The organism is Mesorhizobium sp. M1273 (genome assembly GCF_040318195.1).
In the GTDB taxonomy this organism is placed as follows: domain Bacteria; phylum Pseudomonadota; class Alphaproteobacteria; order Rhizobiales; family Rhizobiaceae; genus Mesorhizobium.
Map to the genome: position 1 here is coordinate 213,721 of NZ_JAMYLV010000004.1, position 26,210 is coordinate 239,930.

Genomic DNA, 26,210 nt, shown 5'->3' on the forward strand with positions numbered 1-26,210 from the left:
GAGCCGAAGGCGGGCGCGAAGCGACCAAACTGTGTGGCCTCCGAGAACCGGAGCTGAGCGTACTTTGGGTACGTGAGCGCCGGAAGCGCAGGAAGCCGCCGTTTGCAGGCCGGCTGAATATCAATATACCCTAAAGTGATGCGTCGGTCAGCGACCTTTCCAGCCCCGACAAGTGGATGCCGCATTCGGTCTTGGCGTGCCCGGCCCAGCGGCCGCTGCGCGCATCGTCGCCCGGCTGCACCGGCTGCGTGCATGGGAAACAGCCGATCGACAGATAGCCATAGGCGACCAGCGGGTTTTCACGCAGCGCATACGCGCGCATGTAGCCGGCCTGGTCCGATGTCGTCCAGTGCGCCAGCGGATTGATGCGGATGCGCGAGCCGACCGCCTCGAACACCGGCAGCGCTGCCCGGGTCGCCGCCTGGAAGCGCTTGCGGCCGGTGAACCAGGCGCGGAACGGCTCGACGCCGCGCGCCAGCGGCTCGACCTTGCGCACGTCGCAGCAGGCGTCGGTGTCAGTCTCGTTCAGATTGCCGGTCGGGTCGATCCTTGCCAGCGCCGCATCGTCGGGCCTGATCACCCGGATATCGCTCAGCCCGAAATCGGCGGCCAGCGCGTCACGATAGCCGAGCGTCTCCTCGAAATGCTTGCCGGTGTCGAGAAAGATCACCGGCAGCGTGCGGTCGATCTCGGCGATCATGTGCAGCAGCACCGCCGAATCCGCGCCGAAGGACGAGACGGCGGCAATTTCGCCGTGAAAGAACTCCCGGGTCGACCGCTCGATGATCTCCAGCGGCTTCAGATGGCCGTAGAGCGCGTCGAGACCCGCCGCTTGGGCGGCGATGCCGGCCTCGACGTCGACGATACGGTCAAGCGGCCTTGGCTTCGCCAGCATAGAGCGCCTCCTTGAACGGCGCGGGACCGACTCGGCGGTAGGCGTCGATGAATCTTTCGTTTCTGTCCAGCCGAAGCCCGAGATAGGTCTCGACGATCTGCTCGATGGCATCGGTGATCTCTTCAGAACTGAAGCCGCGGCCGATGATCTCGCCGACCGAGGTGTTCTCGTCGGCCGAGCCGCCGAGCGTCACCTGGTAAAGCTCGGCGCCTTTCTTCTCGACGCCCAGGATGCCTATATGGCCGACATGGTGATGGCCGCAGGCATTGATGCAGCCGGAAATCTTCAGCTTCAATTCGCCGATGTCGCGCTGGCGCTCCAGCGAAGCAAAGCGCCGCGAGATTTCCTGCGCCACGGGAATGGAACGCGCCGTTGCCAGCGCGCAATAGTCAAGGCCGGGGCAGGAGATGATGTCGCTGATCAGGTTGGAATTGGCCGTCGCCAGCCCGATATCGACAAGCGCGTCATAGACCGCCTTGAGGTCGGCCCGCGCCACATGCGGCAGGATCAGGTTCTGCTCGTGACTGACGCGCAGCTCGTCGAATGAATATTTTTCGGCAATGTCGGCGACCGCTTCCATCTGGCTGTCGGAGGCATCGCCCGGCGTCTCGCCGATGCCCTTGAGCGAGATGGTCACCGCCGCGTAGTCGGGATGGCGATGGGTGACCACATTCTGATCCAGCCATTCGGAAAAGCTCTTGGAGTCGAGGCGGGCAAGCTTGACCGCCTCGTCGCCTTCCGGCCGGTCGACAAGCGGAGGCGGCGCGAAATAGGCATCGATGGCGCGGATGTCTTCTTCCGGCAGCCTCAGCTCGGCGTCCTTCAACTCCTGCCATTCGGCCTCGACCTGGCGGGTGATCTCCTCGACGCCGGTCTCATGGACCAGGATCTTGATGCGCGCCTTGAATTTGTTGTCGCGCCGGCCGTAGAGGTTGTAAACGCGCAGGATCGCCGTGCAGTAGGACAACAGATCCGCTTCGGGCAGGAAATCGCGGATCTTCTTGGCGACCATCGGCGTGCGGCCTTGGCCGCCGCCGACATAGACGGCGAAACCGAGCTCGCCGGCGGCGTTCTTCTTCAGGTGCAGGCCGATGTCGTGCGTCTGGATGGCGGCGCGGTCGCGCTCGGCGCCGGTCACCGCGATCTTGAATTTTCGCGGCAGGAACGAGAACTCCGGATGCACCGAGGACCATTGCCGCAGGATTTCGGCATAGGGGCGCGGATCGGCAACCTCGTCAGCGGCGGCGCCGGCGAAGTGGTCGGCGGTGACGTTGCGGATGCAATTGCCGCTGGTCTGGATGGCGTGCATCTCGACGCTTGCCAGATCAGCCAGGATCGCCGGGATGTCCGACAGCGCCGGCCAGTTGAACTGGATGTTCTGGCGCGTCGTGAAATGGCCGTAACCTTTGTCGTATTTGCGGGCGATGTGGCCGAGCATGCGCACCTGCTTGCTGTTCAGCGTGCCGTAGGGCACCGCGATGCGCAGCATATAGGCATGCAGTTGCAGATAGACGCCGTTCATCAGCCGAAGCGGCCGGAACTGGTCCTCGGTGATCTCGCCGGCAAGGCGCCGCGCAACCTGGTCGCTGAACTCGGCGACGCGTGCCTTGACGAAATCGTGGTCGAACTCATCGTAACGGTACATATTCAGGTCTTTCCGGGCGCGTCCGCCCGTTATTTTCTTCGTTCGAGCATGATCGGGATCATGCTTGTGTCATCTATGCCGCGCGTGCGGCTTGCGGACGGGCCTGCTTGCCCAGGTCGTTGCGGGTGGTCGGGCCGGCGGCACGGATCTTTTCACGTAGCCGGACCGCTTCGACCGTGCCGTTGGCCACGGTCACGTCTATCAGGTTGACGTCGACCACTTCGTTGTTGGCGGAGGCCTTGGCGCCGATCGCCTCCAGCCGGTCCTCGGCCGCCTTGTCATGGGCGATGTCGGCATGGTCGATGATCTCGGCCCAGCCGCCATTGGCGTACCAGACGGCTATGCCGTCGGCGAGGCGGTTCGCGGTCAGGACTTTCATTGGCTCACTCCTTGCGCGGCAGCACTCGCCACGCTTTCCTGCCTGTGTGCCGCCAGCGGCTCGGACCGTTCGAAATTGGCGCCGGCGACCGCGTCGCCGATGATGGTCATCACCGGGCCGCTGAGGTCGGCGCGCGCCTCCAGCGACGGCAGGTCGGCGAGCGTGCCGTGGAAACGGCGGCGGTTGGCAAGGCTGGCATTCTCGACCACGGCGACGGCCGTATCCGGCGACAGGCCGGCTTCGATCAGCCGGCCGGCGACCTCTGCAGCGACCGAGCGGCCCATATAGACGGCGACCGTCGCGCCGGAAATGGCGAGCTTTGCCCAGTCGGGCAGCGAATTTCCCTTGAGGTCATGGCCGGTGGTGAACACCATCGACGACGACACGCCGCGCAGCGTCAGCGGCAGTTCGAAATCGGCGGCGGCGGCGAAGGCCGCGGTGACGCCCGGAACCACTTCGTAGGCGACGCCGGCATCGCGAAGTGCCGCCATCTCCTCGCCGGCCCGGCCGAACACCAGCGGGTCGCCGGACTTCAGCCGCACGACACGCTTGCCGGCGTGGCCAAGCTCGACCAGCAGCGCATTGATCTCGGCCTGGCTCTTGGAATGGCAGCCCTTGCGCTTGCCGACCGGCAGGCGCTCGGCATCGCGACGGCCCATTGCGACGATCGCCTCCGGCACCAGCGCGTCATGGACGATCACGTCGGCTTCCATCAGCAGGCGATGGGCGCGCAGCGTCAAAAGGTCCTCGGCGCCTGGACCGGCGCCTACAAGCGCGATATGGCCCGATGCCGGTTCTGTCGAAAGCAGCAGGCCGACGGCCGCATCATGCGCCTGCGAAAGCTCGCCTGCCTCGACAGCGCGGGCCGGCGCGCCGCCAAAGAAATCGCTCCAGAAGCGGCGGCGGGCATTGCCCTTCGGCAGCAGTCTTTCGGCGGTGTCGCGAAAAGATGCGGCGAGCGCCGCGAGCGGCCCGAGCGAGGGCGCCAGCATGCGGTCGATGCGGCTGCGCAGCATCTGCGCCAGCACCGGGCCGGCACCTTCCGTGCCGATGGCAATGGCGACCGGCGCGCGGTTGACCAGTGCCGGCGTGAAGAAATCGCATAGCTCCGGCCGGTCGACGGCATTGACCGGAATGCCCAGCCGGCGCGCATCCCCGGCAACGCGGCGATCGAGCGCCTCGTCGCCGCTGGCGGCAAACACCATCACCGCACCATTGAGATGTGCTGCATCATAGACGTCGGCGATGTGGGCGGCCCCCGTCTCGGCGATAAAGGCCAGCAGCTCCGGGCTTGTTTCATCGCTGACGATGCGCAGCACAGCGCTCGACTGCGCGAGCAGCCGCGCCTTGGCCAGCGCTTCCTCTGCGCCGCCGACGATGGCTATGGCTTCGCCCTCGACCCGCATGAAGACGGGAAAGGCATTGAGCTTGGGTGTGGCTTGCGGCATGACGAGCGGAATCCTGGAACCGTTTGTCAGTTCTACGCGGGGGCGCGAAAAACCAGAAGGCACCCACTCGCGCATCGCTTCGTAGCAGGCAATCTCTTTTCTGCAAGCATGAAGGCCAAGAGAAAAATATTCCACATTCAAATGCGGGGCAGATTGAAGCTGCTGTTGCAGCCCTTGATCCGCTGCCTTTTTAGCGGCCGGAGGAGCTAACCACAAAACAGATTTTTCTAAATTCTATCAATTTAGTAGATTAAGCCGCCGGATGCTGACCGAGCGATCGACGGCAGCCCCGCACTCTCGCCGACCCCTGTCGGAGCACCGGGTCCGAGTGCCGGAACATTCCCGCCTCGGCACGCGTTTGCCCTATGGACCCAGGCCCGGTCACACCCCTGCGGCAAAGGCCCGGCGATGGGTTCGAAAAATCAAAAAAGGAGCGCCCCATGAGCAACGTCAGACTGAAACGCGGACTGTGGATCGTGGTGGCAGATGGCGAAAAGGCGCTGTTCCTCGAGAACCGTGGAGACGTCCAATATCCCGACCTTCAGGTCGTGCACGAGATGGAGCAGGAAAATCCGGCAACCCGAGAGCAAGGCACGGACCGCCCCGGCCGCTACAGCGACGGCCCTTCCGTCCACCGCAGTGCGGTCGAGGACACCGACTGGCACCGTCTCGGCAAGGAGCGTTTTGCCGAAGAGATTGCCGACAGGCTCTACACGCTCGCGCACCGCGGCAGCTTCAAGGAGATCGTGCTGATCGCGCCGCCGCCGGTGCTGGGCGACATGCGCAGGAAGCTGCACAAGGAGGTCACCGACAAGATAACAGCCGAAATTCCAAAGACGCTGACCAACCACAGCATACCCGATATCGAGAGCCTGCTGCAGGCGACCTGATCGGGCATCGGCGGCGCGCAACTTTCGTTTCCGTAGCAATAGCCTGCCTGGAGCAGGCCGCGCCGGGTGGCAACGCTTGCCGGCTCAACGCCTTTTTGCCGCCTTGCCATCGATTTCATGGGGATTGCGGGTTGTCTCGCGACTGTCCCAGCCTCCATACTGCCAAGGCGGCGGCCATTGGACGGCGCATATCCGACATCGCGATTCCTGAAGGCGCTCCATAGACAATGCCGCATGACACGCCCCTTATCGCCACCATCGTCGCCGGTCTGGGGCTGGCTTTCGTCTTCGGCGCACTTGCCAACCGTTTTCGCGTGCCGCCGCTGGTAGGCTATCTCATCGCCGGCGTTCTGGTTGGACCGAACACGCCGGGTTTCGTCGCCGATGCCGGCCTCGCCAATGAACTTGCCGAGATCGGCGTCATCCTGCTGATGTTCGGCGTCGGCCTGCATTTCTCGCTGAAGGACCTGTTGTCGGTCCGCGCCATCGCCGTGCCCGGCGCCATTGTGCAGATCGGCTTCGCGACAGCCCTCGGCGCCGGCCTTGCCTGGATGCTCGGCTGGTCGATCGGTGCGGGACTGGTCTTCGGCCTGGCGCTTTCCGTGGCCTCGACCGTGGTGCTGTTGCGCGCCCTGCAGGAGCGGCGGCTGATCGAGACCGAGCGCGGCCGCATCGCCGTTGGCTGGCTGATCGTCGAGGATCTGGCGATGGTGCTGGCGCTGGTGCTTTTGCCGGCGTTGGCCGGCGTGCTCGGCGGCCAAGAGCAGGTGGAGGTGCACTCCAGCGGTCTGCTGTCGCTGCCGGCGAGCTACGGCGTCTGGGGCGTCGTCGCCGTCACACTGGCCAAGGTCGCGGCCTTTGTCGTGGTCATGCTGGTGGTCGGCCGCCGGCTTATCCCCTGGATCCTGCACTACGTCGCCCATACCGGATCGCGCGAACTGTTCCGGTTGGCGGTGCTTGCGATTGCGCTTGGCGTCGCCTTCGGGGCGGCCAAGCTGTTCGGCGTGTCGCTGGCTCTCGGCGCTTTCTTCGCCGGCATGATCATGAGCGAATCCGAGCTCAGCCACCGGGCGGCCGAGGAATCGCTGCCGCTGCGCGACGCCTTTTCCGTGCTGTTCTTCGTTTCGGTCGGCATGCTGTTCGACCCGTTCAGCGTGATCAGCAATGGCTGGCCGATCCTGGCGACGCTGGCCATCATCGTTGTCGGCAAGTCGCTGGCAGCCTTCGTCATCGTCGTCGTCTTCCGCTATCCGGTGGCAACCGCATTGATGATTTCGGCAAGCCTAGCCCAGATCGGCGAATTCTCGTTCATCCTGGCTGAACTCGGCGTCGGGCTGAAACTGCTGCCCGAACAAGGCCGCGACCTCATCCTCGCCGGCGCCATCCTGTCGATCGTCCTCAATCCGCTGATGTTTCTTGCCGTCGACCGGATGAAACCCTGGCTGGAAGCACGCGCCGGCAGGACGGCGCCGTCCGGCGAAGCAAGGCCGATCGGCCCGGCGACCGAGCCCGGCCAGGTGGCTTCGGTCGCGGCGCCTGCTAACGAGGATGGCCCACCGCCCAGGACGAGGCTGACCGGCCACACCATCCTGATCGGCTACGGCCGCGTCGGCAGCCTCGTCGGCACGGCGCTGAAGCAGGCCGCCCTGCCCTTCCTCGTCATCGAGGATGCCGACAAGACGTTGGCGAAGCTCAAGGCCGAAGGCGTCGAAACCGTACCCGGCAACGCGGCGAGTGGCGACGTGTTCGCCGCATCCAATCCCGAGGGGGCGAAGCGGCTGATCCTGGCCATTCCCAACGCCTTCGAGGCAGGGCAGGTCGTTCTGCGCGCCCGCGCCGCCAATCCGGCAATCGAAATCATCGCCCGCGCCCATTCCGATGCCGAGGTCGAGCACCTCAAAAACCTTGGTGCCGACACCGTCATCATGGGCGAACGCGAGATCGCCCGTGGAATCGTCGAGGTGGTGACGGCGAGCAGGATCGAGCCGGCTTTGGCTGCCGACACCGCTACGACGGCTACTCTTTCACAATCGTGATTCCTGCATCGATCAGAAATTTTCTGATTTTTTGAATGTCTTCGGGCGGAACATCCCACCGCCATGACACAGGCGACAGTTGCCGCAAGACACCATAGGCGTTGTCTTGAATCCAATTCTGCAACCGCTTGCGGTCGATCCGACGTTCCAAATGCCCCTGGGACAGCAAGTTGAATGGGAACACATCACGGAGATTTACGTCGAGGTGCCGTTCATCACTTCGCGCATGAAAGGTCCGGCCGAAAACAAAGGATTGGGCCCGCAGCTGTTCTGGCGGGCCATAGAACGTTTTGTCGACGGTCGCGAAGCGGGAAGACGTTGAGCCATGCGCAAACGCTCTCGGGCCCCAGAAATATAGCATGGACAATCCTATGCCATAGATCGGCTGAAGCTCTTGAACGAGCAGTTTGATGATTCTTTCGAAGGTTTTTTTCGCGTCTGCGTTAGCAGCTCGATCGATGTGAATCTCGAAGAGCCTGAAACGATCGACAGAGCAACCAATGTCTATGGAAAAATCCGATAGCACATCCGGACTTCTCTTCCACAAGTACCCGACCGACTGCCAATCTTTCTTGGTTATGACGTCGCGTTTCGCAAAGTTTCGGTAGAGATAATCCTTGCCCGTCTTTTCGTCGGTGACCGTGGCGATATCAGGCTCAGAGCCGAGGACCTCGACTATGCGATCCAGTATGTCGCGCGCGCCGGAAATATCTAAACTGGCGGCCCATTCGTAGATAATAAGCGATCCAACCACGTTGGTTTCGGTGAAACGCGCATATCGATCGGTCTGCTCGCTCAAACGTGCTGGCCGCCATTGATGTGAATTTCCGAGCCGGTCACGTAGGACGCCTGCTGCGAGCACAGGAAGAAGATGATGTCGGCGACTTCTGCCGTGGTGCCCAATCTTCTCAGCGGGATTGTCTCGACGATTTTTTCGGTGCCCGGCGACAGGATCGCGGTGTCGATCTCGCCCGGTGCGATCGCGTTGACGCGAATGCCGTGCGGGCCGAAATCATGCGCCATCTCGCGTGTCAGCGAGCCGAGTGCTGCCTTCGACGTCGCATAAGCGGTACCGGCGAAGGGGTGCACCCGGGTGCCGGCGATCGAGGTGACGTTGACGATCGAGCCCTTGGCCGATGCCAGCTCCTTGAACAGTCCGCGCGCCAGCATGATCGGCGCGAAGAAATTCACCTGGAAGACGTCGCGCCAGACATGCATCGGCGTGTCGATCGAGTTCATGCGGCTGTTGCCGTCCTTGAGCTTCGGCGAGATGCCGGCATTGTTGACCAGCGCATGCAGCTGCCCGCCATGCGCCTCGAGCCGGTGGCGGATCTCGGAGATGGCGATGCCGACATCCTCCTGGTCGGCGAGATCGACCTTGATGTGGTCTTCCGGGCCGGCCGGCCACGGGCAGTCCTCGGCAAAGGCCTGGCGCGAGCAGGTGATGACGCGCCAGCCTTCGCGTGAAAAGCGCTTGACCGTGGCATGGCCGATGCCACGGCTGGCGCCGGTCAGCACGATGGTCTTTCTGGTGTCGGGTTCAGCCATGTCGCGGTCTCCGGCGCGTGATCTAGCCGAATATGGTTACAATGACGAGAGGCCGCCAGAAGATCACAGGGCCGGTCGCGTGGCTGATGGCAACCGTTCAATAGCAGGTCGGACACTGCGCATGCAGGCCGAGATTGACAACAAAGACCAGAGCCGCCAACGTCCAGATAGCCCCTAAGAACGCCACGCGAGCGCCCGGCCAGACGCGCAACGCCCCAGGCCACCCCATAAGGCAACAAAAGCCCCATGATGACGGAGCCGTATACCGCTCCGATTCTTTCCTGATCGAGGTATGCCGGATTGGGGAAATAGAGATATGGCAGATGCCGAATGACCACGACACAAACAGTCATCCCGAGCAGCAAGAGCCACTGCCACGTGCCTAGACGCTTGTATCCTTTGACATCAGCCGGCTTGGCCGGTTCACCCGGACATTGCCTAACCTCCGCCCAGAATATCGAGGATCGAAGTCTGCCGCTTCTTGACCGGGCCGCCGACATTGCCGGGCGGCACCGGATGCTTGATCGATCCGGTGGCGCTATCGACGCCCGGCATGGCAAGGCCGCCGGCATCGACCGTCTCGGCAGGACGCACGGGACGCGAAGCCGACTGGGTAGCTGCCACAGGCGGCGCCGATTGGCCGACGGAAGCGACCGGCGCCGGCGGCGCCGTATCGGACGGTATGTCGTCCGGGACGATGGTGTCGGGCGGCGTCGACTTCCAGGTTCCAGGCAGCGGCCGCACCGGCACGCCCTCATGCGCGGCGACCATGAACTCGTGCCAGGCCTGCGCCGGCAATGCGCCGCCGGTGACCTTCTTCATCGCGCTGCCGTCATCATTGCCGAACCAGACGCCGGTGGTGAGGTTGGCGGTATAGCCGATGAACCACGCGTCGCGCGAGTTCTGGCTGGTGCCTGTCTTGCCGGCCGCCGGCCAGGCGAACGCCGCCTTCCTGGCCGTGCCGATCTCGACCGTGCCGGTCATCATCGAGTTCATCATGCCGACAACATCGGGATTGACGACCCGCGGCGCACCGCCGCCATTGTTTTCGTAGAGCACCTTGCCGTCGCTCGTCGTGACGCGGCGGATGAAATGGATGTCCGGCTTGTAACCGCCATTGGCGAAGGGAACATAGGCCGAGGTCAGTTCCAGCGGCGTCACTTCCGAGGTGCCGAGCGCGATCGAGGTGTTGGCCGTCAGCTCGGACTGGATGCCCATGCGGTGCGCCGCCTCGACCACCGCATTCGGCCCGACTTCCATGGTCAGCTGCGCGGCCACCGAGTTCAGCGATTTTGCCAGCGCCGTCGCCAGCGTCACCTTGCCGAAATATTTGCCGCCGTAATTGTCGGGCGTCCAGTTGCCGATCTTGATCGGCGCGTCGTTGCGCACGCTGTCGGGCGTGCGGCCGGATTCCAGCGCCGCCATGTAGACGAACGGCTTGAACGCCGAGCCCGGCTGCCGGCGCGCCTCCGAGGCGCGGTCGAACTGGCTGGTCGAATAGTCGTAACCGCCGACCATCGCGCGCACCGCGCCGGAATTGTCGATCGACACCAGCGCGCCCTGGCTGACATTGAGCTTCTTGCCGCTCTGATCGATCAGCCGGCGGATCGATTGCTCGGCGAGTTTCTGCAGCGTCAGGTCGACAGTCGTGTCGACGACGATATCGCGGCGCACGTCGCCGATCAGGTCGGGCAGTTCTTCCATGATCGTATCGGCGACGTAGTTTTCCGAGCCGGTCCAGTAGGACGGCGCGCGTGTCGCCGGCGCGCTCATCGCCGTGGTCTGCTCCTTGGCGCTGATCTTGCCCTCGTCGCGCATCGCGGCGAGCACCAGCTGCGAGCGCTGCTCGGCCGCCTTCGGGTCGCGCGCCGGCGACAGCCGCGACGGCGCCTTGAGCAGGCCGGCGAGAAGGGCGGCCTCCGACAGCGTGACGTCACGCGCGCTCTTGCCGAAATAGCGGCGCGAGGCCGCTTCGACACCATAGGCGCCAGAGCCGAAATAAACCCGGTTGAGGTACATTTCGAGGATCTGGTCCTTCGTATGCTTGTGCTCCAGCCACAGCGCCAAGAGCACTTCCTGCACCTTGCGTTCCAGCGTGCGGTCCGGCGTCAGGAACAGGTTCTTGGCCAGCTGCTGGGTCAGCGTCGAGCCGCCCTGCGAAAAATGCCCGCCCAGCACATTGGTCACCATGGCCCGGGAAAGGCCGATCGGGTCGATGCCGAAATGCGAATAGAAGCGGCGGTCTTCGATGGCGATGACGGCCTCGGGAATATAGGGCGACATTTCGTGCAGGCCGACGGCCTCGCCGCCGCTCATGCCGCGATTGCCAAGCAGCTGGCCGTCGACCGAGACGATCTTGATGTTGGGGGCGCGATCGGGAATGGCCCAGGTGGTGGCCGCCGGCATTTTCGCGCCGTAATAGACGACGATGCCGGCAGTGGCGATGCCGCCCCAGATGGCCAGCACGAAGCACCAGTAGAACAGCCGGGCAAGCACGCCGAACACGCCGCGCCGGCTTTTGCCGCGCCCGCCGCGCGGCGGCTTGGCCTTGGACGATTTGCGCTTTGCAGCGGCTTTTCGGTTGCTCGGCACGACGCGGTCCTCCTCGCTTACCGAAAAACCGGCCGAGGATCTCGCCCCCGGCGATGCCTCGAAGCTGGGCTCGATGCGGCTGTCTTTCCGGTTCGCCATGCGCTGTGCTGTCTTCCCCATGCCTATGGCGTTGGGGTTGAAGACTAGATGCGGCGGTTTAAAGGCGGGTTAAGTCGGGAAAAATCAAAGCAAACTGTATTCAATCGCTTGCGGAGCAGGCGCGGCCCGCGACAGCGCCAGAAATGAAAAACCCGCCTCGGCGGGCGGGTCGTTGGAGCCAATGAGCACCATAGCGAAATTAGTAGCATAGCTGCCGGCACAAAGCAAGAACAAAATACGCTTTGCCTCAGAATAATCACTTCAGGTCGGCGCTGCCCCTCACCCTTACCTCTCCCCGTGAAGGACGGGGAGAGGGGTCGCCAGCGTCGCGGCCAAGCCCCTTCTCCCCGTTCTTTACGGGGAGAAGGTCCCGGCAGGGGGTTGAGGGGCAGCGCCGAGATCGGATGAAAAACCTATGCAACACAAACTTTGAGGAGGAAAAAATTCGCCACGAGCCCGCTGGCCCGAGACCAGCCCCCTCAGTCGTCGGCATCCGCATCGTCGGAGGCCGGCCGCCAGCTGATCGGCTCGATCTTCCTTTGCGTATGGCCGTCCGTATAGGCCCACCAGCCGGCGTCGCTTTCGTCCCAGTCGCCGCCGGCCGCCTTCAGCCGGTCGAGCGAACGGTATTGCGCGATGCTCTCGTTTATCACGCCGTCGCTGTCCTGCCAGTAGACGGTGACCTTAGAACCGTCCTTCGGTGCCGTTTCGATTGGTTTTCGGGCAGCCATTTTCATTTCTCCCGGTGAAGCGAACGGAACGCCGGGACAAGCGTCCGGTTCCTGGCCGAAGGCCTTTAGGAGAATTCGCTCCGGCGAGACATATGGCGTGGTTTTCGAGAACCGGAGCGCAGCGGACATTTGGGTCCGTGAGCACCGGAAGCGGAGAAAACTGCGCCAGATGGCCGCCGGAGTAGAATTATCATGAAGGCCATTAGCTGTGGGCGAAGATATCCTCCTCATCCCAGCCCATCAGGTCGAGTTTCGCACGCGTCGGCAGGAAGCGGAAGCAGGCATCGGCCTCCCTGGTCCGGTTGTCGCGCGCCAGACGCGCGCTCAGCACGTCGCGCAGCCGGTGCAAATAGAGCACGTCGGAGGCGGCATATTCGAGTTGCTCGGGCGACAGCGTCTCGGCGGCCCAGTCCGATGATTGCTGCGCCTTCGACAGGCCGATCCCGAGAAGCTCGAAGCAGATGTCCTTCAGCCCGTGCCGGTCGGTGTAGGTGCGCGTCAGCCGCGACGCGATCTTGGTGCAGAACACCGGCTCCGGCATGACGCCGAAGGCGTTGTAGAGCACGGCGAGATCGAAGCGGCCGTAATGGAACAGCTTGGTGATGCTGCGGTTCTTGAGCAGGCTGACGAGGTTCGGCGCCTTCTTCTGGCCGGGCGCGATCTGGATGACGTCGGCCGAGCCGTCGCCCGGCGAGATCTGCACGACGCAGAGCCGGTCGCGATGCGGGTTCAGCCCCAGCGTCTCGGTGTCGATGGCGACCGCCCCGACATCGTAATGCAGCAGGCCGGGCAGATCGTTTTTGTGGAAACGTATGTCGCTCATCGTCTTCTCCGGTCGCGGCCCCGTGCAGCGATGCGCGACGGACCGTGCCCGTCCTTGCCGCGATCCGGCGAAAAATCAACAAAAACTTGAGTCTGGCGCAATTTCAGCGTGTCAGCGCCTCGAGAATGCGCGCCCAGGAGCGCTGGCCCTTGTGGAAGGAGCTCATCTCGTACTTCTCGTTCGGCGAGTGGATGCGGTCGTCGTCGAGGCCGAAACCGACCAGCAGCGATTCCATGCCGAGATAGGTCTGGAAATCGCCCACCACCGGGATCGAGCCGCCGCTGCCGGTCACCACCGCCGGCTTCGGCCATTCGTCGGACAGCGCCTGCTTGGCCTTGGCGAGGAAGGGCGAGTCGTAGGAAAGCTGGATCGCCGGCGAGCCGCCATGCGGGTGGAATTCGACCGAGCAGTCGGCCGGAACCCGCTGCCTGACGAATGCCTGGAAGGCGGCGCGGATTTTTTCCGGATCCTGTTTGTGGACCAGGCGGAAGGAGATTTTTGCCGAGGCTTGCGCGGCGATCACCGTCTTGAAGCCCTTGCCGGTATAGCCGCCGATGATGCCGTTGAACTCGGCCGTCGGCCGCGCCCAGGTCAGTTCGAGCACCGAGCGGCCCTTTTCGCCGGACGGGATCGACAGGCCGATCGGGCCGAGGAAGGTCTCGGCCGTCTCACCGAGCGACAGCCACGACTGCAATATCTGCGACGGCGTTTCCTCGACGCCGTCATAAAAACCCGGAATGGTGACGTGACCATCCGCATCGTGGATGTCGGCCAGGATTTTTGCCAGGATGCGGATCGGATTGGCGGCCGCACCGCCATAGAGCCCGGAATGCAGGTCGCGGTCGGCGGCAGTCACCGTGATCTCCTCGCCGACCAGCCCGCGCAGCGAGACGCAGATCGACGGCGTATCGCGGTCCCACATGCCGGTGTCGCAGACCAGCGCGAAATCGGCCTTGAGCTCATCCGCATTCGCCTCGAGAAACGGCTTCAGCGACGGCGATCCGGACTCCTCCTCGCCCTCGAACAGGATTGTGATTCGGCACGGCAATCCGCCATGCACCTGCTTCCACGCGCGGCAGGCCTCGACGAAGGTCATCAGCTGGCCCTTGTCGTCGGCCGCGCCGCGGCCGGTGATCACCTTGTGGCCGGGCTCGATCTCCTTGACCGCCGGTGCGAACGGGTCGCTTTCCCACAGCTCGATCGGATCGACCGGCTGCACGTCGTAATGGCCGTAAAACAGCAGATGCGGCGCGCCCGCCGGCCCGTCGTGATGCGCGACCACCATCGGATGCCCCGGCGTGTCGCGCACGCTGGCGTCGAAGCCGATCAGCTTGAGCTCGGCGACCAGCCATTCGGCGGCCTTGCGACAGTCGGCGGCGTAGTCCGGATCGGTGGAGATCGACTTTATGGCGAGCAGGCCGAACAGGCGTTCCAGGCTCTGGTCGAAGTTCTTGTCGAGGCGGTCGAGAACAGGGGAAACTGCGGACATCTGGCGGGCCTTTCGATTCTGGCGGCGAATCTAGAGCCCATGTTGCGAAACGGAAAGCCCGCGACCGTTGGGCCACAGCTTCCTGTCCAAAGGCAAAAAAATGCCGCCGTGGTGGAGGGAACCACGGCGGCCTTTACTCGAAACGATGCGGCAGCCCGGAGAGGGGGGATAGGCTGCCGCAAGTGTCCGGGATAGGCGGGGGACGGGCCTTGCTCCGGACTTCGGCGAAAACTGCCGATGGCGTTTATCTGTGTCTGCGAACGTGGCGATTCAAGGGCACAAAAATTACACTTTTGTAACATAGGCGTGAGCGAACAAAGCTCCGGCCAGGCCGCATGGCAGGCCAAGCTCGCACGCCATTTGTCAGGGTGTTGCCGGAACCCTTGGCGGAAGCCGCCTTTGGCATGGACCGCGGCGCTGCGCCGCGCTATTCCCTCGTGCCATGAAAAAAGGCGATCATCTCTTCCTTGTCGACGGCTCCGGCTACATCTTCCGTGCCTATCACGCGCTGCCGCCGCTGTCCCGCAAGTCCGACGGGCTGCCGACCAGTGCCGTGCTCGGCTTCTGCAACATGGTCTGGAAGCTGACGCAGGACGCCCGCAACACCGATGTCGGCATCGTGCCGACGCATTTCGCCGTGATTTTCGACTATTCGTCGAAGACCTTCCGCAACGACCTCTACCCCGAATACAAGGCCAACCGCTCGGCGCCGCCGGAAGATTTGATCCCGCAATTCGGCCTGATCCGCCAGGCGACCAGGGCCTTCAACCTGCCATGCCTTGAGACGGAAGGCTACGAGGCCGACGATTTGATCGCCACCTATTGCCGGCTTGCCTGCGAAGCCGGCGCCGACACCACCATCATCTCTTCCGACAAGGATCTGATGCAACTGGTCGGCCCAACGGTTGCCATGTACGACCCGATGAAGGACCGCCAGATCGGTGTTCCCGAGGTGATCGAGAAATGGGGCGTGCCGCCACAGAAAATGATCGACCTGCAGGCGCTGACTGGCGATTCGGTCGACAATGTGCCGGGCGTGCCCGGCATCGGGCCGAAGACGGCAGCGCAATTGCTCGAACAGTTCGGCGACCTCGACACGCTGCTCGCCCGCGCCGGCGAGATCAAGCAGGACAAGCGGCGCGAATCGATCATCGCCAATGCCGACAAGGCACGCATTTCGCGTGACCTGGTGAGGCTGAAGAACGACGTGCCGGTGACCGAAGGGCTTGACGAATTCGTATTGCATGCGCCGGACGGCCCCAGGCTGATCGGCTTCCTCAAGACCATGGAATTCTCGACGCTGACCCGCCGCGTGGCCGAAGCGACCGGAACCGACGCCGGCGACGTTCCAGCCACCCCCGTCACCATAGAGCGTGCCGATACCGCGCATGGCCCCGATATGGGTTTTGGCGTGCCCGCGGCCGCCGAGAGCGCACCGCCGTCGGACGAAGCGGCACTCGAAGCTCCGGCCGCAGCCAAGCAAGGCGACACCCCATCCCTGCTTTCGGCGCTTCGCCTGGAGGCTGCCACCGCCCGCAAGATCGACACCGGCGCCTACACCTGCATCCGCGACGCCGCGACGCTGAAGGCCTGGATCGCCGAGGCGATGGAGAGAGGCATCGTCGCCTTCGACGTTAAGACGTCCTCGCCCGATCCGATGCGGGCCGAACTGATCGGCCTTGCCATGGCCGTCGCGCCCGGCCACGCCGCCTATGTGCCGCTTGCCCACAAAAACGGCAATGGCGACCTGCTCGGCGGCGGCGCGGTCGAAAACCAGGTCCCGATCCGCGACGCGCTGGCGTTGCTCAAGCCGCTGCTCGAGGACAAATCCGTCCTCAAGATCGTGCACGACATGAAATACCGCCTTGTCGTCATGAGCCGTCACGGCATCGAGATCGGCCCCTATGACGACACCATGCTGATCTCCTACGTGCTCGAGGCCGGCACCCACGGTGGCCACGGCCTGGAGGCGCTGGCCGATAAATGGCTCGGCCACGCGACCATTCCGCTGAAGGAACTGGCCGGTTCGGGAAGAAGCTTCGTCGGCCTCGATCAGGCCGACCTCGGCAAGGCGACGGCTTACGGGGCCGAGCACGCCGACGTCGCGCTCAGGCTCTGGCAGGTGCTGAAGCCACGGCTTGCCGCCAAGGGCCTGGTCTCGGTCTATGAACGGCTGGAACGGCCGTTGGTGCCGGTCCTGGCACGGATGGAGCAGCGCGGCATCTCCGTCGACCGGCAGATCCTGTCGCGGCTCTCCGGCGAACTGGCACAGGGTGCCGCACGGCTCGAGGACGAAATCTACCAGCTGGTCGGCGAACGCATCAACATCGGCTCGCCAAAACAGCTCGGCGACATCCTGTTCGGCAGGATGGGTCTGCCTGGCGGTTCAAAAACCAAGACCGGCCAGTGGTCGACCTCGGCGCAGCTTCTCGAAGACCTCGCCGCCGAAGGCCACGAATTGCCGCGCAAGATCGTCGACTGGCGCCAGCTGACCAAGCTGAAATCGACCTATACCGATGCGCTGCCCGGCTTCATCCATCCCGACACCAAGCGCGTCCACACCTCCTACGCGCTTGCCGCGACGACGACCGGGCGGCTGTCGTCCTCGGATCCCAATCTGCAGAACATTCCGGTACGCACCGTGGAGGGGCGAAAGATCAGGACGGCCTTCATCGCCGACAAGGGCAACAAGCTGGTTTCGGCCGACTACAGCCAGATCGAATTGCGCGTGCTCGCCCACGTCGCCGAAATCCCGCAGCTCAAGCAGGCCTTCGCCGATGGCGCCGACATCCACGCCATCACCGCGTCTGAAATGTTCAACGTGCCGGTCGAGGGCATGCCTTCGGAAGTGCGCCGCCGTGCCAAGGCGATCAATTTCGGCATCATCTACGGCATTTCGGCCTTTGGCCTCGCCAACCAGCTGTCGATCGCGCGCGAGGAAGCCGGCGACTACATCAAGAAATATTTCGAGCGCTTCCCCGGCATCCGCGACTATATCGATGCGACCAAGGCCTATGCCCGCGAGCACGGCTTCGTCGAGACCATCTTCGGCCGCCGCATCCACTATCCGGAGATACGGTCGTCGAACCCTTCGGTCCGTGCCTTCAACGAGCGCGCCTCGATCAACGCACGCCTGCAGGGCACCGCCGCCGACATCATCCGCCGCGCCATGATCCGCATGGACGAGGCGCTGGAAAAAGCCAGGCTTTCTGCCCGCATGCTGCTGCAGGTGCATGACGAGCTGGTTTTCGAGACGGTCGAAGCCGAGGTCGAGGCGACGATCCCGGTCGTCTGCCACGTCATGGAGAACGCCGCCATGCCGGCGGTATCGATGTCGGTGCCGCTGCACGTCGACGCCCGCGCAGCCAACAACTGGGAAGAGGCGCATTAAGGCGGGCCACAGAGCCATGTTCGGTTCAAGGTTCACGAGCAGCAGCGGTATGCTATAGTGCCCGTATGATCACCAAGGCACTTGAGAATCTGGTAAGGCATGCGGAAGCTTGGCCTCGCGAAGACCAGGAGGAGCTTGCTGATTACGCCCGCGTCATCGAGGCGCGGCGGACTGGCGTGTATGCGATGTCGGAATCAGAGCGCAGCGCGGTCACAGCGGGCCTAGCAGAGGCCGATCACGGCACTTTCGTAGATGAGGATACCGTTCGCGCGGCCGACACCCGCCGCAGGCTATGAAGGTCCGATTTACGCGGCAAGCCTTTGCCGAACGCGAGGCGATTTTCAACTACCTCGAAGAGCGGGCGCCTCAGGGCGCCCTTTCAGTCATTTCTCGGATCCACGCTGGGATTTCGCGACTTGCCGAATTTCCCGAAAGCGGTCACGCGACCGACATCCCTGGCGTTCGCGTCCTCTTCATAGGCCGCTACCCTTATAAGGTCTTCTATCGTGCCCGTGCCGACGCAATTGAGATCCTGCACATCCGGCATACCTCAAGGAGACCCTTTCCCTACTGAGCCGATCCGGGAACACCCGGCGAGGGCTCGGAAAACCTTGCTCCGCCTTCGCCGCGTTGCTCCGGCCTCAAGCCGCCTCGGCCAAACACTTCGCACATGTCCCACGAAACTCGATCACCGCCTTCTTGGCGGCGAAGCCGGTCGAGCGCACCCATTCGTCGAGCCGGTGGCCGACATCATGGTCGGAGAACTCGGTCACCTGGCCGCAGGTGTCGCAGATGGCAAACGCCGTCATCGAATGGCTGTGGTCGTGCGGCTCGGCACAGGCGACGAAGGAATTGAGGCTTTCGAGCCTGTGCACGAAGCCGGATTTCACCAGCGTGTCGAGCGCCCGGTAGACCTGCAGCGGCGCGCGAAAACCGCGCTCGCGCAGTTGGTCGAGCAACGTATAGGCGCTGAGCGGGCCGCTGGCGGCCTCGAGCTTCTCGAGAACGCAAAGCTGGTTCTTCGTCAGTACATCCCTTGCCGCCATGATCCTGTTCCAAGCCGCTCCGTGCCGATCGCTGCCATTTCGCAAGCAGTCGGACCTCTTCCACTGAGATAGCGACGAACTGCCATTTTTGCTACTGTTTCTATTCGCAGCCGGTGGTCGGCTGGCCGGCGGCGCCATATTCAAAATACTGACAAAATCCTCGGCCAGGCTGGCCGTGCTTGGAAATTCGATCGGGCTTGGGGAAGCAATCATGATCAAAGTGACGCGGCGGACGCTGCTTGCCGGCACGTCCGCGCTGGCCGCTGCCGGCCTGGTGCCGTTTCGGGCATTCGCAGCGGCGCGCACCTACCATGCGCTGCTTGTTGCCTGCACCGATTACCCGAACCTGCCGAAGAAAAACTGGCTGATCGGACCGAAAAACGATGCCGGCCTGGTGCGCGATTACCTCCTGGGGAACACGCCCGCGCCGGTAAAATTCCTGGCCGAAAACGTCACGCTGCTCGCCAAGGATGTCGAAGGCGCCAACGGACCGCCGACACATGCGGCGATCAAGGCGGCGTTGGCCGATCTTGCCGCCAAGGTCCAGCGCGACGATTTCGTCTACCTGCATTTGTCCGGTCACGGCGCGCAGCAGCCGGCAGCGAACAAGGGCGACGAGACGGACGGCCTCGACGAGATTTTCTTGCCGTCCGACATCGACAAATGGGTGAACCGCGAAAAGGGCGTGCCCAATGCGCTGGTCGATAACGAGATCGGCACCGCGCTCGACGCTATCCGCGACAAGGGCGCCTTTATCTGGGCCGTGTTCGACTGCTGCCATTCCGGCACTGCGACGCGCGCCGCCGAGGTCGACGACGAGCTGGAACGCAAGGTCGAGTTCGCCGATCTGGTCGGCGGCGACGACGCTGCCAGGGCGGCTGCGGTGAGAGCCTATGACGAGATTGCGTCGGCCGCGCCGCGCGGCTTTGACGAGGACGGGCAGCGCAAGCCGGCCTTCAAGCTGACGCCGACCGGCGCCGAGCCGACCACCAAGGGCAAATTGGTCGCCTTCTACGCGGCGCAGACGGTGGAGACGACGCCCGAGATGCCGCTGCCCAAGGGCACGGCCGATGCACCGCGTTTCGGCCTGTTCACCTTCACCATCCTGTCGAAACTGGCCGAGAACCCCAACATCACCTATCGCCAGCTCGGCCAGGCCGTGCTGCAGCAATATTCGGCGGACGGCCGCACCCGGCCAACGCCGCTGTTCGAGGGAGAACTCGACGCACGCGTCTTCGGCACCGACAAGACAGACGCGGTCATGCAATGGCCGATCGTCATCGAGAACGACAAAGCCACGATTGGCGGCGGGTTGCTGCATCGCCTCACCCTGGGCAGCAGGCTCGCAATATTGCCGTCGGCGCTGTCGCCGCTGTCCGAGGCGCTTGGCTATCTCCAGGTTCAGTCGGCGAAAAACCTGGAAAGCCGGGTCAAGCCGGTCGAGTTCGGCGGCAAGCCGGCGCTCAAGCTGGCCGATATCCCCGCCAATGCCTATGCACGGCTGGCCGAGCTCGCCGTCGACTACAAGCTCGTGGTCGCGCGGCCGGCAGCGGCCAAAGGCCTCGAGAAAGAGGCCGCGCTGGCGAACTCGGTTCTCGACGAACTGGCGGCCAGGAAGAGCTCAGGGTTTCACATCGCGCTGGTCGAGCCGGGCAAGAGCGCAGATCTGCGTCTCGCAGTGCTGCGCGAGAACGCCATTGCCGGCACCGCAGCAGATGCCACCGACACGCCGGCGCTGTGGTTCCTGCCGGCTTCGGGCGACATGACGCTCAAGGACGGCAGCAAGCCGCCGTCGATCGTCATTCATCCGGACGGCCGCGAAAAGTTGATCGAGGCCGCCGCAGGGAATCTGACGAAAATCTTCCGCGCCATCGGCCTGTCGAGGCTGGCCGCCGCCTCCGATTATCGGCCGGAAGAGGTCAGCGTCGAGTTCCGGATCAAGCGTTTTGACAGCGACACGCTGCAGCCGATCGAAGCGTCGACTGTGCCGCGTGTTTCGCCCGACGATCAGGTCCACGTACTGGCCAGGAACGGTTCGACCAACCTGGTCGACATCAACGTGCTCTACGTCGGCTCCGACTATTCCATCCAGCATTTTCTTGCCGAGCGCCTGACCGAAGGCGCCGTGCTCGAGGAAGGCCTGTTCAAATTCACCGACACCAGCTTCGGCATGGAGCGGATGATCGCCGTCTTGACCGAAGCACCGCCGCAGAGTGAGAAGCAGGATCTGAGCTTCCTGGCGCAAGAGGGGGTTGTCTCGGTAACGCGCGGACTGGGACAGCCAAGCTTCGCCGACATGCTGGCCGATATCGGCATGGCGCCGGCGACACGGTCGGCCATGCGGCTGACCGACGACAAGGGGTCGAAGGGCGCCGTGATGATTTTTCCGATGGAGACCGTGCCGCGCGCCTGAGGCGCGGTCAGGTGCCCGGCCGGGCCTCTTGCCTAATCGGCTGATAATGAACATTCTTCGACCACCGCTGTCGGCGGCCGAACGGAACGGGTGAGGGCGTTCGTGAACAGGATCGTATTTTCGTGGCGCGCAACAACCGCCGGCCTTGTCGCCGGGCTGTTGCTGGCCGCCAATGCTTCGGCGGACGAGGCTTGCGGCCTCTGCGCCAAGGAGGTCGTCATCAACTCCGAACTGGCGAGCTGCTTTCTCGACCAGTACGACCGGATCGCCAAAACCGGCAACACCGCCGTTGTCGTCGATCTCAGCAGCTGCGCCTCGCGCGGCGTGGTCGAGCCGTTGCCGTCGCCGGGCAAGGCGCAGGTGGCGCCTGACGTACAGTTCATCGTTTCGCGCACGCAGCTGGATTGCCTGAAGAAGAAGCTGGAGACGCCGGGCATCGTGCTCGACCCGTCCGCCACCATAGAACTGGACAGCTGCGGATGACGAAAGCGGGGGGCAACGCAACGCAGCAGGCAGTGACGGCGCCGGTACCGCAAAAGAAGCCGGTGTCGCTGCCGGAAACCGTCGAAGGCCTGCCGTGGGTGAGCAATCACGAGGTCAAGAAGGAGGCGAACCCATTCACCGATCGCGACTGGCGCATGCTCGTCTATGCCTGGTCCGGATTGCTGGTGCGCCTGGCGATCATCTTCACCTTGATCTTTTCGGTCTACCAGTTCCTGGCGAACCAGGAGCAGAAGCGCGTCGAGCAGACGATGTCGCTGGTCGAGCTCTGGGAAAGCAAGGATTACCAGCAGGCGCAACGGGCCCTCAAGCAACGCCTGGCGGCGCTCAACGCCAAATACGGCAATCTGCTCAGTGCCAATCCGACGCCGACCGAGGAACAGGTGTTCAGACAGCGCATCGGCATCGAAGCGATGAGCGCTACCGGCGGCGACATGCCGCTTGCCGACTTCAGCGACAATTTCGACCGCGTCGTCTATTTCCTCAACCGCCTTTCCTTCTGCGTCGAAGGCAGGCTGTGCTCGCGCGACGTCGCCGACTCCTATTTCCGCGACTATGCCGCTTCCTTCTGGAGCTATTTTGCCGGCTATATCGATAAGGAGCGCAAGGCCGGTTCACCGACTTTCGCCCAGCCGATCGAGAACTATGTGCGCCAGGCGCCACCCTCGGCCCAGTCCAGATAATTCCCGAAAATGCGAAAGCCGGCGACGGAAATGCTCCGCCGCCGGCCGGTTTTCCGCGACGATCGCGGCGGAAACTCTGCAGGCCTATTTGTACAGGCTGTTGATCCACTGGACGTTGATGGCGTTCAGGCGCACGGCGGTATTGGCATCCGGGCTCTCGGCCACGTTCACGCCGGTGATGACGCGCTGCTTGGAGCCATTGTCATAGGCATAGACCGAGCTGCCGCTCGACCCTGGATAGGTGTCGCAGTCGTACTGGAAATACTCGGTGGCGATGTTTTCGGCATGCACTTCGCAGGTCGCCTTCCACATCGTGCCCATCGGCTTGTCGCCGGGATAGCCGATGATGTTGGCGGTGAAATCGCCGAGGTCGTCATAATTGGCATAGCCGAGCCAGCCGAGGTTGGTGCCGACATCCTGCTTCAGGGTGACGATGCCGAGATCCCACGGCACGACCGAGCCGTAAAAGCCCTGGTAATTGTCGATGAAGCCCTGGATGACATAAGCGCTTTCATAGGTGAAGGCGCCGAACGGCGCGTCGTCAGCAGTCTTGCCGTTGAGAGCCGGCACGAACAGGATATCGTCGAGCCAGGCCTTGTCCTCGTGGCTGTAGAGGCAGTGCGCCGCGGTGAGCACCGTGCGCGGGCCGATCAGCGTCGCCGAGCAGCTGCCATAGCTGCCGCTCTTCGATTTGCCTTCGAGATAGCCGATCGCGGTGAATGGGTAGGTTTTAGTATTCTTGATCTGCTCGCGGTCGTCCGTGCCGAACACCTGACGGCCGGCCTCTTCGCCTCCGCTCAGTCCGGAATTGTCGGACTTCTGCCCGTCGGCAGGCGCGTTCATGTCCTTGATGACAAGGTCCTTCAGCGTCTCGTTCGGGTCAATCTTGATGTCCTTGCCATCGGCGGAGCGGCCGACGATGCCATAGGATTTGACGGCCGTTGCTTCGTCGGTGAGCGGCGCGGCGCGGTTGGCCTCGTCGTCGGTCAGTTTCGGCGGGGCGATTGGTTTCGCCCGGCCGGGCTTGTAATCGCCCGATGTTACATCCCGCATGCTTTCGCCGTTGCCGGCATTGGCGGAACCTGGATCGGCAGCCAAGGCAGGAACCGCCCACATTGCGGTGGAAAGCAACGCGGACGCAATAATGCTATGTGTCAGTTTTGTCATGGTGAGACTCTCCCAAAAGTCAGCAAGGACTGGATCAAGATACAGAAATATTGTCGAGATCGTGGTGGCGCAAAAAAATGAAATTGGTTACCGGTGCCTTTACCGGGCCATTATTCAGTGCAGCCAGTTTAGGTCCCCGCCAAAAATGCCTGCAACGGTATACTGCCTAAAATAATCCAACATTGGCAACGACAAATTGCTTCCACATAGCCCGTGGGGGGCTATAGGATTTTGGGCGGGTTGGCTCGACAGCACGACTAGCAGAAATGGTGCTCGGCTTTGTGACGGATCGTGCTTCGCCGTGGAGCATGATCTCACCGGCCGGTTCCATTTCAGTGGACCATGCGTCGGCGACTGACCTGTCGGGAACATCGTCTCAGGGGGTTCGAGGTGAAGATCATCCATAGGTTCAGACCGATTGCCGCCGCCGCGCTGCTCGGCATCGCGGCGGCCTTGCCGGCCGTCAATTCCGTTCATGCCACGGACGCGGCCGCCCGGCCGGAGGCGGCGATCTCGCCGATGAAACGCGTGGCCGAGGCCAGGGCCAAGGCCAGGGCGGAGAACCCCGACGGCGCCGATCGCGTCTACGGCGGCAAAGAGGCCGAGAAGGGCGCTTACCCGTTCCAGGTGGCATTGCTGACCACCGGCAAACTGGACAAAAGCCCGGCCTCGCAGGCGAATGCGCAGTTCTGCGGCGGCAGCCTGATCGCGCCGCAATGGGTGCTGACGGCGGCGCACTGCCTCAATGACGACGGCGAGCCGATTTCGCCTGATGTGGTCACCGTGCTCACCGGCGCCACCGATCTGAGCGAGGGCAAGCGCTACAAGGCGGTGGAGATCATCGTCAACGAGGGCTACAGCGAGCAGACGCTGGACAACGATCTCGGCTTGATCCGGCTGGCCGCGCCGGCCGATGCCCCGACCATCAAAATTGCCCGTGAGCCGACACCAGACGCCGGCAAGACGACGGTCACCGGCTGGGGCAAGATGCAGGACGGAACGTTTCCCACCGCACTGATGGTCGCCGACCTGGACCTCCAGCCGAACGCAACCTGCAACAGCGGCATCAAGGCGATTTATGCGCATGATTTGAAGGCAGCGCTCGGCGAACTCGCCCGCCGCATGCGTTATTCGGAAAGGGGCATCGAGGCGGCCGCCAACGCGATTGCGGCCGATATGGCCGATCCGCTGACCGGCAACATGATCTGCGCTGGCACGGCCAGCGGCGAGCGCGACGCCTGCAATGGCGACAGCGGCGGACCGCTGTTCGTGACCGGCGCCGATGGTCCGGTGCAGGTCGGCGTCGTCAGCTGGGGCGAAGGTCCGGCCGACGGCGGTACCGCCTGCGGCCACAAGAACGCCTACGGCATCTACACGCGGCTGGCCAATTACACCGGCTGGATCGAGGAGAAGATGAAGACGGCGGCGCCCGCAGCGCCCAAAGCCCTCGGCACGGCGCAGAAGCCCGCCACGCCCTGACCGGTGTCATTGCTGAACCAATGAACAGCGGGAGCAATCCCTCTGTTTCTGTCCCAAAACCCGGTTCTGTCCCAAAAACCTGGGGTCGGGACTAGAACCAGCGATCGCGGCGCTGATCTGTGGCGGCCAGGGTGAGGCCGAGTAGCGCCCCTACGGCCGCTCCGAGGATGAATGCCGACGATATTGTGCCGGGATTCTCCTGGACCACCCCCGACACCGTCTGCGCCCTGTTGCGCAGGGCTTGTGCTGTCCGAGAGGCGCGCTCGGCAGCGTTGTCATACCAGCCGCCGGCGTCTTCGATCGCCTCTTCCGCGCGTTCGGCCAAGGTCCGATTGATCTTGCTGATCTCGCGCCTCAGCTGCGCGACCTGCTTCTCCAGGGCTTCCTGAGCTTCGCGTTGAGTCATCTTGGGTGCTGCGGATTCGTTTGGTTCGTCGGCCATGGTAATCTCCTTTGCTCAGGTGAGGATCAACGGCGTGCCCGCTGTGCAGGTTCCTCCGCAAAACGATTCTGTCCGGTGTTTGTTCGTTGGAAGCGCGGCTCTGCCTGCAAAATCGGCTTGAACATAGGATCGTTCCGGCGCTCCCCGCGTTGGTGAAAACGCCACAAGGGAGGAACCGTCATGGACAATGACCGGCATGAAAAGATTCGGCAGCGAGCCTATGAAATCTGGATGCGCGAGGGCCGCCCGGATGGCGCGCATGAGCGTCATTGGCAGCAGGCGAAGCAAGAGCTTGGCCTCGACGACGCGGACGTTCCGGCGGGAACGATCGCCAGCTCCGACGTTCTGACGGTCGAGGCACTGGCGATGCGCACCGGGATAACCGGTGATCAGGCGCAAGAGCTGATCGACAGGCTGGGCAACGACAGGGCGACGCTCGAGCAAGCCGCGCGGAACCTCAAGGCAGCCGAAAGTTAGCCGCTGGCCACCGTGTCGAAGACAGCTACCAGTTCG

The 26,210-nt window shown here is 63.5% G+C and carries 22 protein-coding genes; 9 read left to right on the forward strand and 13 right to left on the reverse strand.

From position 1 onward, the window contains the following. Positions 1-130: 130 nt before the first annotated feature. The 4 genes from NKH30_RS06970 to cysG form a co-directional block, all read right to left on the reverse strand. Entirely contained in the window at positions 131-895 is a 765-nt protein-coding gene (locus NKH30_RS06970; RefSeq protein ID WP_352994675.1) for a phosphoadenylyl-sulfate reductase, read from the reverse strand. Continuing rightward, positions 870-2,540, reverse strand: coding sequence for a nitrite/sulfite reductase (locus NKH30_RS06975; RefSeq protein WP_352767807.1), 1,671 nt, complete (start codon positions 2,538-2,540; stop codon positions 870-872). The genes NKH30_RS06970 and NKH30_RS06975 overlap by 26 nt, the downstream gene beginning before the upstream one ends. Positions 2,541-2,613: 73 nt before the next feature. Next, entirely contained in the window at positions 2,614-2,919 is a 306-nt protein-coding gene (locus tag NKH30_RS06980) for a DUF2849 domain-containing protein (RefSeq protein WP_352469417.1), read from the reverse strand. Then, positions 2,916-4,367 (reverse strand): siroheme synthase CysG, encoded by a 1,452-nt coding sequence (gene cysG / locus NKH30_RS06985; RefSeq protein ID WP_352539422.1) that lies wholly within the window; start codon positions 4,365-4,367, stop codon positions 2,916-2,918. Before cysG ends, NKH30_RS06980 begins: the two co-directional genes overlap by 4 nt. Positions 4,368-4,807: 440 nt before the next feature. Here cysG and NKH30_RS06990 point away from each other — a divergent pair, with 440 nt between their 5' ends. Both NKH30_RS06990 and NKH30_RS06995 read left to right on the forward strand, forming a co-directional pair. Then, on the forward strand, positions 4,808-5,257 hold the full coding sequence (locus NKH30_RS06990; RefSeq protein ID WP_352767810.1) for a baeRF12 domain-containing protein: 450 nt from the start codon (positions 4,808-4,810) through the stop codon (positions 5,255-5,257). 227 nt (positions 5,258-5,484) lie between these two features. Beyond that, positions 5,485-7,293 (forward strand): cation:proton antiporter domain-containing protein, encoded by a 1,809-nt coding sequence (locus NKH30_RS06995; protein WP_352767812.1) that lies wholly within the window; start codon positions 5,485-5,487, stop codon positions 7,291-7,293. Here the strand turns inward: NKH30_RS06995 and NKH30_RS07000 are convergent. The 6 genes from NKH30_RS07000 to NKH30_RS07025 form a co-directional block, all read right to left on the reverse strand. Further along, positions 7,274-8,092 carry a hypothetical protein gene (locus NKH30_RS07000; protein ID WP_352767814.1) on the reverse strand — a complete coding sequence of 273 codons (819 nt, stop codon included), beginning with the start codon at positions 8,090-8,092 and terminating at the stop codon, positions 7,274-7,276. The genes NKH30_RS06995 and NKH30_RS07000 overlap by 20 nt on opposite strands. Beyond that, positions 8,089-8,841: an SDR family NAD(P)-dependent oxidoreductase gene (locus NKH30_RS07005; protein WP_023718933.1), complete on the reverse strand. Its 753-nt coding sequence runs from the start codon at positions 8,839-8,841 to the stop codon at positions 8,089-8,091. Before NKH30_RS07005 ends, NKH30_RS07000 begins: the two co-directional genes overlap by 4 nt. Before the next feature lie 438 nt (positions 8,842-9,279). Then, positions 9,280-11,532 carry a transglycosylase domain-containing protein gene (locus tag NKH30_RS07010; RefSeq protein WP_352767817.1) on the reverse strand — a complete coding sequence of 751 codons (2,253 nt, stop codon included), beginning with the start codon at positions 11,530-11,532 and terminating at the stop codon, positions 9,280-9,282. 479 nt (positions 11,533-12,011) lie between these two features. After that, positions 12,012-12,263 carry a hypothetical protein gene (locus NKH30_RS07015; RefSeq protein WP_352767819.1) on the reverse strand — a complete coding sequence of 84 codons (252 nt, stop codon included), beginning with the start codon at positions 12,261-12,263 and terminating at the stop codon, positions 12,012-12,014. A gap of 202 nt (positions 12,264-12,465) precedes the next feature. After that, positions 12,466-13,086 (reverse strand): ribonuclease D, encoded by a 621-nt coding sequence (locus tag NKH30_RS07020; RefSeq protein ID WP_254816792.1) that lies wholly within the window; start codon positions 13,084-13,086, stop codon positions 12,466-12,468. 103 nt (positions 13,087-13,189) lie between these two features. After that, the gene (locus tag NKH30_RS07025) at positions 13,190-14,575 is read right to left on the reverse strand and encodes a M20/M25/M40 family metallo-hydrolase (RefSeq protein ID WP_352994681.1); all 1,386 of its coding nucleotides are present in this window, start codon (positions 14,573-14,575) and stop codon (positions 13,190-13,192) included. Positions 14,576-15,017: 442 nt separating this feature from the next. On the opposite strand from NKH30_RS07025, the gene polA reads away from it, so the two are divergent. Together polA and NKH30_RS07035 are read left to right on the forward strand one after the other, a co-directional pair. Further along, a complete protein-coding gene (gene polA / locus NKH30_RS07030; protein WP_352469411.1) occupies positions 15,018-17,966 on the forward strand; it encodes a DNA polymerase I in 2,949 nt (982 codons plus the stop codon). 292 nt (positions 17,967-18,258) lie between these two features. After that, positions 18,259-18,540 carry a type II toxin-antitoxin system RelE/ParE family toxin gene (locus NKH30_RS07035; protein ID WP_352448351.1) on the forward strand — a complete coding sequence of 94 codons (282 nt, stop codon included), beginning with the start codon at positions 18,259-18,261 and terminating at the stop codon, positions 18,538-18,540. A gap of 67 nt (positions 18,541-18,607) precedes the next feature. Here NKH30_RS07035 and NKH30_RS07040 read toward each other — a convergent pair whose 3' ends face one another. Further along, a complete protein-coding gene (locus tag NKH30_RS07040; RefSeq protein WP_023675234.1) occupies positions 18,608-19,012 on the reverse strand; it encodes a Fur family transcriptional regulator in 405 nt (134 codons plus the stop codon). A 211-nt stretch (positions 19,013-19,223) separates the two neighbouring features. On the opposite strand from NKH30_RS07040, the gene NKH30_RS07045 reads away from it, so the two are divergent. The 3 genes from NKH30_RS07045 (at position 19,224) to NKH30_RS07055 (ending at position 22,609) form a co-directional block, all read left to right on the forward strand. Continuing rightward, the gene (locus NKH30_RS07045) at positions 19,224-21,425 is read left to right on the forward strand and encodes a caspase family protein (protein ID WP_352994684.1); all 2,202 of its coding nucleotides are present in this window, start codon (positions 19,224-19,226) and stop codon (positions 21,423-21,425) included. Positions 21,426-21,527: 102 nt separating this feature from the next. Then, positions 21,528-21,908 carry a hypothetical protein gene (locus tag NKH30_RS07050; protein WP_352994686.1) on the forward strand — a complete coding sequence of 127 codons (381 nt, stop codon included), beginning with the start codon at positions 21,528-21,530 and terminating at the stop codon, positions 21,906-21,908. After that, complete coding sequence (locus tag NKH30_RS07055; protein ID WP_352814526.1) at positions 21,905-22,609, forward strand: DUF4760 domain-containing protein; 705 nt, start codon at positions 21,905-21,907, stop codon at positions 22,607-22,609. The genes NKH30_RS07050 and NKH30_RS07055 overlap by 4 nt, the downstream gene beginning before the upstream one ends. Positions 22,610-22,693: 84 nt before the next feature. Here NKH30_RS07055 and NKH30_RS07060 read toward each other — a convergent pair whose 3' ends face one another. Next, positions 22,694-23,776 (reverse strand): trypsin-like serine peptidase, encoded by a 1,083-nt coding sequence (locus NKH30_RS07060; protein ID WP_352474872.1) that lies wholly within the window; start codon positions 23,774-23,776, stop codon positions 22,694-22,696. Between the two features lie 390 nt (positions 23,777-24,166). Here NKH30_RS07060 and NKH30_RS07065 point away from each other — a divergent pair, with 390 nt between their 5' ends. After that, the gene (locus NKH30_RS07065; protein ID WP_352539430.1) at positions 24,167-25,255 is read left to right on the forward strand and encodes a S1 family serine peptidase; all 1,089 of its coding nucleotides are present in this window, start codon (positions 24,167-24,169) and stop codon (positions 25,253-25,255) included. Between the two features lie 91 nt (positions 25,256-25,346). Here NKH30_RS07065 and NKH30_RS07070 read toward each other — a convergent pair whose 3' ends face one another. Next, positions 25,347-25,697, reverse strand: a complete 351-nt coding sequence (locus tag NKH30_RS07070) for a hypothetical protein (protein ID WP_352502632.1) — start codon at positions 25,695-25,697, stop codon at positions 25,347-25,349. Positions 25,698-25,877: 180 nt separating this feature from the next. On the opposite strand from NKH30_RS07070, the gene NKH30_RS07075 reads away from it, so the two are divergent. After that, positions 25,878-26,174, forward strand: coding sequence for a DUF2934 domain-containing protein (locus tag NKH30_RS07075; RefSeq protein ID WP_352994689.1), 297 nt, complete (start codon positions 25,878-25,880; stop codon positions 26,172-26,174). The last annotated feature ends 36 nt before the right edge of the window (positions 26,175-26,210 follow it).